The organism is Nostoc sp. UCD121, assembly GCF_014222285.1.
GTDB lineage: Bacteria > Cyanobacteriota > Cyanobacteriia > Cyanobacteriales > Nostocaceae > Nostoc.
On record NZ_JACKZS010000092.1, the window covers coordinates 19,416 to 28,686 of the forward strand.

3 protein-coding genes are annotated in these 9,271 nt (G+C 43.0%); 1 reads left to right on the forward strand and 2 read right to left on the reverse strand.

From position 1 onward, the window contains the following. Nucleotides 1-35 precede the first annotated feature (35 nt). Entirely contained in the window at nucleotides 36-1,364 is a 1,329-nt protein-coding gene (locus GNF10_RS19725; RefSeq protein ID WP_185585385.1) for a hemolysin family protein, read from the forward strand. Between the two features lie 80 nt (nucleotides 1,365-1,444). Here the strand turns inward: GNF10_RS19725 and GNF10_RS19730 are convergent, their stop codons facing one another. Together GNF10_RS19730 and GNF10_RS19735 are read right to left on the reverse strand one after the other, a co-directional pair. Then, nucleotides 1,445-2,626, reverse strand: a complete 1,182-nt coding sequence (locus tag GNF10_RS19730; RefSeq protein ID WP_185585386.1) for an aldo/keto reductase — start codon at nucleotides 2,624-2,626, stop codon at nucleotides 1,445-1,447. A 305-nt stretch (nucleotides 2,627-2,931) separates the two neighbouring features. Beyond that, nucleotides 2,932-8,880: a non-ribosomal peptide synthetase gene (locus GNF10_RS19735; protein ID WP_185585387.1), complete on the reverse strand. Its 5,949-nt coding sequence runs from the start codon at nucleotides 8,878-8,880 to the stop codon at nucleotides 2,932-2,934. Nucleotides 8,881-9,271: the final 391 nt, after the last annotated feature.

Sequence of the window (9,271 nt, forward strand, 5' to 3'; positions counted from 1 at the left end):
AGCTACATTCGCTCTGAGAAGCGGCAATTTTAAACATGTCCTCCATCACTTTTGAAATTTTAATCATTTTGGTGCTAATTATTGCCAACGGCGTATTTTCTATGTCTGAGATGGCGATTGTCTCAGCCCGGAAAGTCAGGCTACAGCAGCTTGCCAATCAAGGAGATGCCAAGGCAATGGCAGCATTGAAATTAGCAGAGTCTCCAAATCATTTCTTGTCAACTGTTCAAGTGGGTATTTCCCTAATCGGTATCCTGACTGGTGCTTTTGGAGGAGCAACAATTGCCAACCGACTGGCAGTCTATGTAAAACTTGTACCCTTTTTAGCACCTTATAGTGAACCGATATCTTTTGGAGTAGTGGTTTTGATCATTACCTATTTGTCACTCATTGTTGGCGAATTAGTACCAAAACGTCTGGCATTAAACAACCCAGAAAGAATTGCATCGACTGTAGCTATTCCAATGCGTGCCTTATCGGCGATCGCTTCGCCAATGGTATATCTCTTAAGTGCTTCTACAGATTTAATCCTGCGAGTGCTGGGAATTACAGCTTCTACCGAGCCGCAAGTCACTGAAGAAGAAATAAAAATCTTAATTGAGCAAGGCACTGAGGCGGGAACTTTTGAGGAAGCCGAACAGGATATGGTAGAGCGAGTTTTTCGTTTAGGCGATCGCCCTGTCAGTTACTTAATGACACCCCGTCCTGATATTGTTTGGCTAGACTTAGACGACTCTGCTGAAGAAAATCGCCAAAAAATGGTTGATAGTGCTTATTCTCGGTATCCAGTTTGTCAGGGGGGACTTGACAATGTGCTGGGTGTTATCCCTGTCACCGACTTATTAGCCAGGAGTTTTCGAGGGGAACCACTAGATTTAACGATCGGATTGCGACAGCCTGTATTTGTGCCAGAAAGCACCCGTGGCTTGAAAGTTTTGGAATTGTTCAAACAAACTATCACTCACATGGCGCTGGTAGTGGATGAATACGGCGTAATTCAAGGATTGGTTACTCTCAACGACATCATGAGTGAAATCGTGGGTGACGTTCCTTCAACGGATGGACAGGATCAACCACAAGCTGTACAACGCGAAGATGGTTCCTGGCTTTTGGATGGGATGTTGCCTGTAGAAGAGTTTTTGGAACTTTTTGGTATGGAAGAGTGGGAATCTGAGGAACGCGGCAGTTATCAAACATTAGGCGGTTTTGTGATTACCCATTTAGGTCGTATTCCTGCCGCAGCAGATCATTTTGAATGGCAAAGTATGCGAATTGAAGTAATGGATATGGATGGTAATCGCGTTGATAAGGTGCTAGTCGTACCGAAGGCAGTTAAATCAACAGATACGAAAAAAGCTGATTAGGATTGAGCATTGGGCATTGATAATTATTGTTTATTATTTTCCATACGCCATAATAGCCAATGCCCGATTTACGCAATTTATCAAGTTCGAGATAGACGTTTGACCTCTTCACCTGCCAACATCTGATGAGCTTGTTCTAGAAGTTGGGGGATTTTATCGGCGTAGGGATGACGAGCGAGACATTGCCGCAAGTCTAATTCATCTAGGCGGTCGGCTTTGTTGCCAGGGAACCAGTGGCCGCCATTGCCAAGTAGGTTGTAGCGCATTTTGCCATAATCTACCAGGTCGTAGGCGATCGCTAAATTCCGCAGCCACAAAATCACCCGAATATTGACTTCACCAGGGGTTTGCTCGTAAGTTGGTAGATTTGTTTCCCAGAATTTTACCCAATCTTCTCCCAAAGTAGCGATCGCTTCTTCTTCCAACCTTGCTAAAATTGGCGGCAAAATTTCTGATGCCTGATCTATTAATTCTAAAGTCTTCAAGTGTTCGTCAAAATCTTGTGGTTTTGCTGCTCCCAAGCTCAGGGTATGTACCTCTTGATGGCTCAAACAAAACAAATCATTAAACACCATTGGACTCAACGGGGCGCAAAGATTTACTAATTTTTGGGGAGGCTCATACAACAAACCTCCTTTATTAGATGGGCTGATGATAAACACCCCCATATCATGGCGTTTAGCTGCTTCAATTGCCGCCCAATTCCATTGATTAATGTAGTACCAGTGCAGGTTCACGTAATCAAATTGATTGGTATTAATTGTCTGCACGATTATATCTGTCGAGCCGTGTGTGGAAAAGCCAATAAATCTAACTTTTCCCTCTGCTCGCAACTGCTGTGCTACTTCCAAACAGCCGCCGGGACGGATGCTTTCATCTAACGACTCAGGATGATTAATGCCGTGCAACCCCAAAAGATCAACATAATCTAGCTGGAGATTTTTCAAGGATTGTTCAAATGTCTCCCGAAATTCTTTCGCATCTGCCTTTGGGCTGATTTTAGTTTGAACAATTAACTTTTCGCGGGGAAACTTGGGCAATATTCTCCCCAATTGCATTTCGGAAGTGCCATAACCACGGGCAGTTTCAATATGATTAATCCCAACTTCGACTGCCCTTCTAATAGTCGCTTCCAGATTCGCCTGGTTATCAGCAGGAATTTCATGATTGGGAACATCCTCCCATTTGAACTGATATCTCATGCCACCGCAGGAAAACACTGGCATCTGTAATTCTGTGCGTCCAAATCTTCTATATAGCATTAGTGGATTGTGGATTGCTTACCAACTTAAAATCTAACAACGATAGTCATTCCAGCTTTTAGTGCCACAATCATTCATTCCTCTGTCCAATCTGTGACACTAGCAATATTCATCGCATTCTTAAATCGGTCAGGTCTTTTGGTTATTGGATTTTTACCAATATTCCAGTTCCACAGAATAATTATCTCACTCTAGTTACCACTAGCAAGCATTTTTCTATTATTCTCTCAAGTTTAGACCAAGAAATGGCAAAAATACTCAGTTGTGCTGAGTTGTGCGAAAGTGAACTAACAAAAAATTTCAAATTAATTTTTTGCAATCTGAGACTGCGCCTGAGTTAAGCAAGTTTGTAATTTTTTAGCTAACACTTGTACATGAGGTTCTTTAAGTATGTCAAGGTGAGATCCAGGAATGTAATGGATATCTAACCCTCCAACTACTACCTCGTCCCAGCCAAATTGAGGAGCGTATTCTACGCCTATAGCTTCGTCCCGATTTTTATCCTCTGTCCGCAAAAGAATAGCTCGACCAAGATAAGGTGAAAAAATATAGTCATTGAGGGCTTGAGTGTTAGTATCTATAACCTTTAAATGCTTATCAGTTTCAGGTACATGAAGTACGTTTTCCAAGTAACGGTTATATGTATTTTGCAGTTCTTGCTTACGCCAATAACTCCATCTCACAACCTTTTGCCAAAGGTAGTTAGGTCCTTGTTGAACAATATTATTTAAATGCAAAAAAACTCGCTTGAGAAATGATGACTGCCAGCTATAACCTATACGACAACTATCAAGCATAACTAAAATGCCAATTTGTTCGCCTTGCTTATGGAGTTGCCGAGCCATCTCAAAGGCAACTGTACCTCCAAAGGAATAACCTCCGAGAAAATAAGGGCCATGAGGTTGAAGGGTTTGAATTTCTTGAATGTAATGCGCTGCCATATCTTCAATGCGGGTATGGAGAGGGTGTTTTTCATCTAACCCTCGTGGTTGTAATCCGTAAAATGGTTGTTCTGTTCCCAGATGTAATGCCAATTCACGGAAACATAAGACTTCTCCACCCAGCCCGTGAATACAGAAGAAAGGTGGCTTGGAGCCGTTGGGCTGAATTTCTACTAGCGATGACCAGCTAGATTTTGACTGATTTAAGCTATTTACTAAAACCGAGTTTGTTGTTAAATCTTCTTCTTGAGAGATTATTTTGGCTAGAGCTTCTACAGTCCCTGACTGGAAAAGAATTGCAAGTGGCAGGTTTTTACTAAATGTCTTTTCAATTTGCCAAAACAGTTTTACTGCTAGGATGGAATGTCCTCCTAGCTCGAAGAAGTTATCCCTAACACCAATGGGCTGGACACCTAAAGTTTGTTCCCAAATCTGTGTTAATTGGCGTTCCACTTCATTTCGAGGAGCAATAAAGGTGGCTTCTGGCTCTTGCCTCGATAAGTCTGGTGCTGGTAGGGCACGTCGGTCTACCTTGCCGTTGGGGGTTAAGGGCATGGTGTCCAGCACGACAAAAGCCGAAGGTACCATGTACTGTGGCAATTTTGTAGAGAGGAAACCCCGCATATCAGTAATTGCAATTGCTGAGTCTTGATTAGGTATAATATAAGCCACCAAACGTCGATCGCTAGGATCATCTTCACGAGCAATGACTACAGTCTGGAGTACATCTGGGTGTTGGGCTAACACCGTTTCAATTTCCCCTGGTTCAATGCGTATCCCCCGGATCTTGACTTGATGATCTCGGCGACCGAGAATTTCTAGAGAGCCATCTGGACGATAGCATCCGCGATCGCCTGTATAATAAAGCCAATCCTGGCGATCGTTCCGAAAAGGGTTCTTGACAAACCGAGAACGGTTTTCTTGATGGGCATTGATATAGCCCAAACTGCGGAATGGAGTTCGAATTACAATCTCGCCCGGTTCACCGATACCGCATGGTTGGTGATTTGGTGTGAAAACCAGTGCTTGAGTTTGCGGCAGGGGTAATCCAACTGGCTGTACACCAGGGCTACACTCAACAGGTACGCGGTAATAACACTTTGCTAAAGTTGTCTCTGTCGGCCCGTAGAGATTAACTATTTCACCAGATTCGGGAAAAGCATCCCGCCACCGCACTACAAGTGTTTCCTTCAGAGGTTCTCCAGCCAAGAACAACCAGCGTAAGTTACGTAAAGAAACTCCTGACGGCACATTGGCTAACCATAATTGCGCCAGCGAAGGAACCGTGTGGAGTACAGAAATTTGCTCATTTTCCAAGTAACGCAGAATTCTCGTCGGTTCTAGATTATCGCCTTCTTCTGGCAAACAGAGGGTTGCACCACTAGTCAAAGGTAAAAAGATATCTCTGAGGACGACATCAAAAGAAAGACCAGTTAATTGAGCAACGCGGTCTTGCTGATTAATTTCAAAGGTCTGTCGCTGCCAGTTCAGAAAATGTGCCAAGCCTTTGTGGCACCCCAGCACCCCTTTGGGTATACCAGTAGTGCCGGAAGTAAAGAAAATATAAGCTGCATCGTTGGCAGCAATTTCAGGTAGATTTACTCCTTCAATACTCTTTTTGGAATTTATGGCTTCTCCTGTGTCTGGGTTGACACAGATGATAGTTAAAGACTCCGATAGCTTTTCGTCTTCTGGACGCTGACCATCAATATATAATATGTATTTGGCTTTAGCTTCTTGTAGCATCAGCTGCTGGCGTTGGCTGGGAAGTTTCGGATCGAGGGTGAGTAGCACACCGCCACTCAAGAGTACGCCAAGCACACTGGCAATTAGCCCAAAGCTTCGTGTTCCATACACGGCTACGACATCTCCCCGCTCTACCCCATGAGATAACATAACCTGTGCTAAGGTTTGAGCTATTTTGCCCAATTCCCCATAATTCCAACTCCGAAATCCCTGACGAAGTGATGAATGCTCTGGGGTACGATTTACCCAAGAGGTAAACATTGTTGTCGTCAATTCATACTGTGGTTCTGGCAAAACCGCCCTTGGCTCTGGCAGCAAAAGTTGTGCTTTTGGTGTTACCAGGGAATATAAACTAATTTGGCTATCTGGAGCAGCAACAATTTGATTCAGCAAGTGATGGAATTGATGAAGCATTTCCATCATCCGCTCTGAAGTAAACAGATCGGTGTTGTAAACTAAATCAAGTTGGATTCCTTGATTTTGTTCTGTAACGTAAAGGGTTAAGTCGAACTTAGAAGCTGTTTCTAAGATCGAGACTGGTTCGATAGCCACTCCAGGTAGTTCCAGTTGGATGTCCCTTAAGTTGAGCATATTAAACCACACTTGAAACAGTGGGTTACGACTGGTATCTCGCTCTGGTTGCAGTTCTTCTACCAGTTTCTCAAAGGGCATATCTTGATGAGCATAAGCATCTAATGCCATCTGGCGAACTCGATTTAGCACTGAACGAAAACTGGGGTTCTCGGCAAAATCAGTCCGTAAAACAACGGTATTAATAAAAAATCCGATTAACCCTTCAATCTCAGAACGATTACGTCCGGCAATGGGAGAACCGATGAGAATATCTTCTTGCCCAGTGTAGCGGTGCAGTATTGTCCCAAAGGCTGCCAGTAATGTCATGAATAGAGTGACACCCTCCTGATGCGAGAGTTCTGTGAGTGATGCACTCAAAGTCTGCGGTAGCATCAGAGATTGGGCTGCTCCTTGGTAAGTTTGCACTGGTGGCCGTGGTCGGTCGGTAGGCAATTCCAGTACAGTATTAGCACCTGCTAACTGGGTTTTCCAATAGTTAATTTGGCTGGAAAGTACCTCACCGGATAGCCATTGGTGCTGCCACACAGCAAAATCCGCATACTGAATGGGCAATTTTGCTAATGGGGAAGGCTTACTACTCAAAAAGGCTTCATAAAGCGCTATTAACTGCTGCCAGAGAATACCGATTGACCAGCCATCTGAAGCGATGTGGTGCATCATTAACAAGAGTATATGCTCCTGTTCGTCTACCTGGAGCAAAGTAGCACGCAGCATCAAGTCAGATTCTAAGTTGAAGGGACGTTGCACCTCTTGATTAAGGAAAAATTCTACTTGCTCTTCTGCTACCTTGATGATTTTCAGTTCTACTGGTCGAGGCGTGCCAATTACTTGTATGGGGCTACCATCAGGTGATGTAATAAAGTTGGTTCGTAATGCCTCATGATGGACAACGATCGCATCTAATGACTGTTGCAATACACCCACATTTAACTTACCCTTTAAGCGCTGTGCATTGGAGACGATATACGCTCGGCTGTTAGGTTCCAACTGCTCCAAAAACCAGACTCGCTGCTGGGCAAAGGATAGAGGGGCTGATTGCCGATTGGTTATTTGGGGAATAGTCTGATTTTGGGGATCATTTTCTGGAGTTTGGTTTTGGGCAATTGCTTGAGCTAAAGTAGCGATCGTGGGATTCTCAAATAAGAGTTGCAACGGTATTTCTATTTGAAAAGCTTGACGAACTCTAGACATCACTTGAGTGGCCAGCAGTGAATGCCCCCCCAATTCAAAAAAATTGTCGTGGATTCCTACTTGTTCCAGACGCAAAACTTTCACCCAAATGCCAGCTAAGACTTCTTCTGTCGAATTCTGAGGTAGAACAAAGTTAGTTGACAGCTTAATATCAGATGTATCCGGTGCAGGTAAGGCGCGGCGGTCTATTTTACCGTTGGGATTTAATGGTAGAGTGTCCAAAAATACAAAGAAACGAGGCACCATATATTCAGGCAACCGAGTTTCCAAAAAGCGATGCAATTCAGCCTGGCTAGGAATTTGCTCGGGACGGGCAACAATATATGCCACGAGTCGCTTTTCCCCAGGAACATCCTCTCTGGCTATGACTAAAGTCTGTGTCAGTGCCGGATGTTGAGCTAATATAGCTGCAATTTCTCCTAATTCAATTCGGAAGCCACGTATTTTAACTTGGTCGTCAATGCGACCAAGAAACTCGATATTACCATCGCTCAAGTAACGTGCCAAGTCCCCAGTTTTGTATAGACGTGCCCCAGGTTCAGAGCTAAAAGGGTTTAGAATAAATTTATCTATGGTCAATTCTGGACGGTTAAGATAGCCTCGTGCCAAACCAATACCACCAATATGCAGTTCACCTGATTCGCCAACAGGCACAGGCTGTAAATTTTCATCAAGGATGTGAATCTCTGCATTGGCCACGGGGCGACCTATGGGAGCAATGGTAGAATGAGTGCCGCGCTGACAAGTCCAGAAAGTGGTATCAATAGAGGCTTCTGTCGGCCCATAGCAATTATGAAGAACATTGTCCAAATCCAGTTTGGCAAAAAAGCGTTCTATGAGTTCGCCAGGTAAAGCTTCACCACCACAAGTAATATGCCTCAGAAATGAGCAATTCTCAATTCCCTTTTCTTCTAGTAAGACACGCAGTATAGAAGGTACTAAGGCCAAGACCGTGATTTGCTGCTCAGTAATGACTTTCACAAGGTATGCAGTGTCTTGATGTCCACCAGGGCTAGCCACGATCAATTGCCCTCCGAAGCATAATGGCCAGAATATCTGCCACACTGAGGGGTCAAAGCTAAAAGAAATAGTCAGTAAAGCCTTATCTGCCTGAGTTAATCTAAAGGTTGTTTGCCGCCAGTAGAGTTGGTTGCGGATACCACGGTGAGGTATCATAACACCCTTGGGCTGTCCTGTAGAACCAGATGTGTAAATTACGTAGATAAGATTATCGTCTGTCGTTTCATTTACAGGATTTTCTTGACTATTTTGAATATTTACTTGCCAATTTGAATCAAGACAAACCACTTGTGCTTGATGCGGGGGCAAGTTCTTGAGCAACTTTTCTTGGGTTAACAATACTGGTGTCTGAGTGTCTTCCAATATGAAAGCTAAACGCTCTGAGGGATATGCCGGATCTAAAGGCACGTAAGCACCCCCAGCTTTGAGAATTCCCAGTATTCCTACTATCATCTCCAAGGAGCGCTCTAAGCAAATGCCCACAAATACTTCAGGACCAACGCCTAAAGCACGTAGGTGATGTGCTAGTTGATTAGCCTGCTGATTTAGCTGCCAATAAGTAAGTTGTGTATTTTCAAATATTACAGCAATGGACTGAGGCGATCGCTCAACTTGCATCTCAAACATTTGGTGGATACACAAATCCTGATAATCTAATTCAACATCATTCCATTCCTGTATAACTTGAGTATCGAGGATATTAGTTAAGGTGTTTAAGGGAGTATTTTGCTTATGATCTGAAATTTGCTTATTTATCTGCATTTTCTATGTACCAACTCCCTAAGGAGATGCCATTGTTTTAATTTATTTATTCTTTATTGTATATGGATTGTGTATGGGTTTATATCAAATCCTATGCAAGGATATATATTAAGTATCTCAGCATAGAAGCCCGAAATTGTATAAACATAAACTAGCTTGGCTTTTGAGGTGAGACGCTGGTTGAACATTTTCTAGGTTTTCATACACAGATTTAAATATAAATTTTCAAATATAATTTATATTTAAATCTGTAAACAATCGACTTCGATGTAAGACAAGAATCCCGATTATTAACAAATATTTAATTTAAAGCGGCAACTTTTAAATACCATTCAAATAAAAGTATTATTATTCAATTTTGCATGTATAGCAATGCATAGGATCTTTTTAA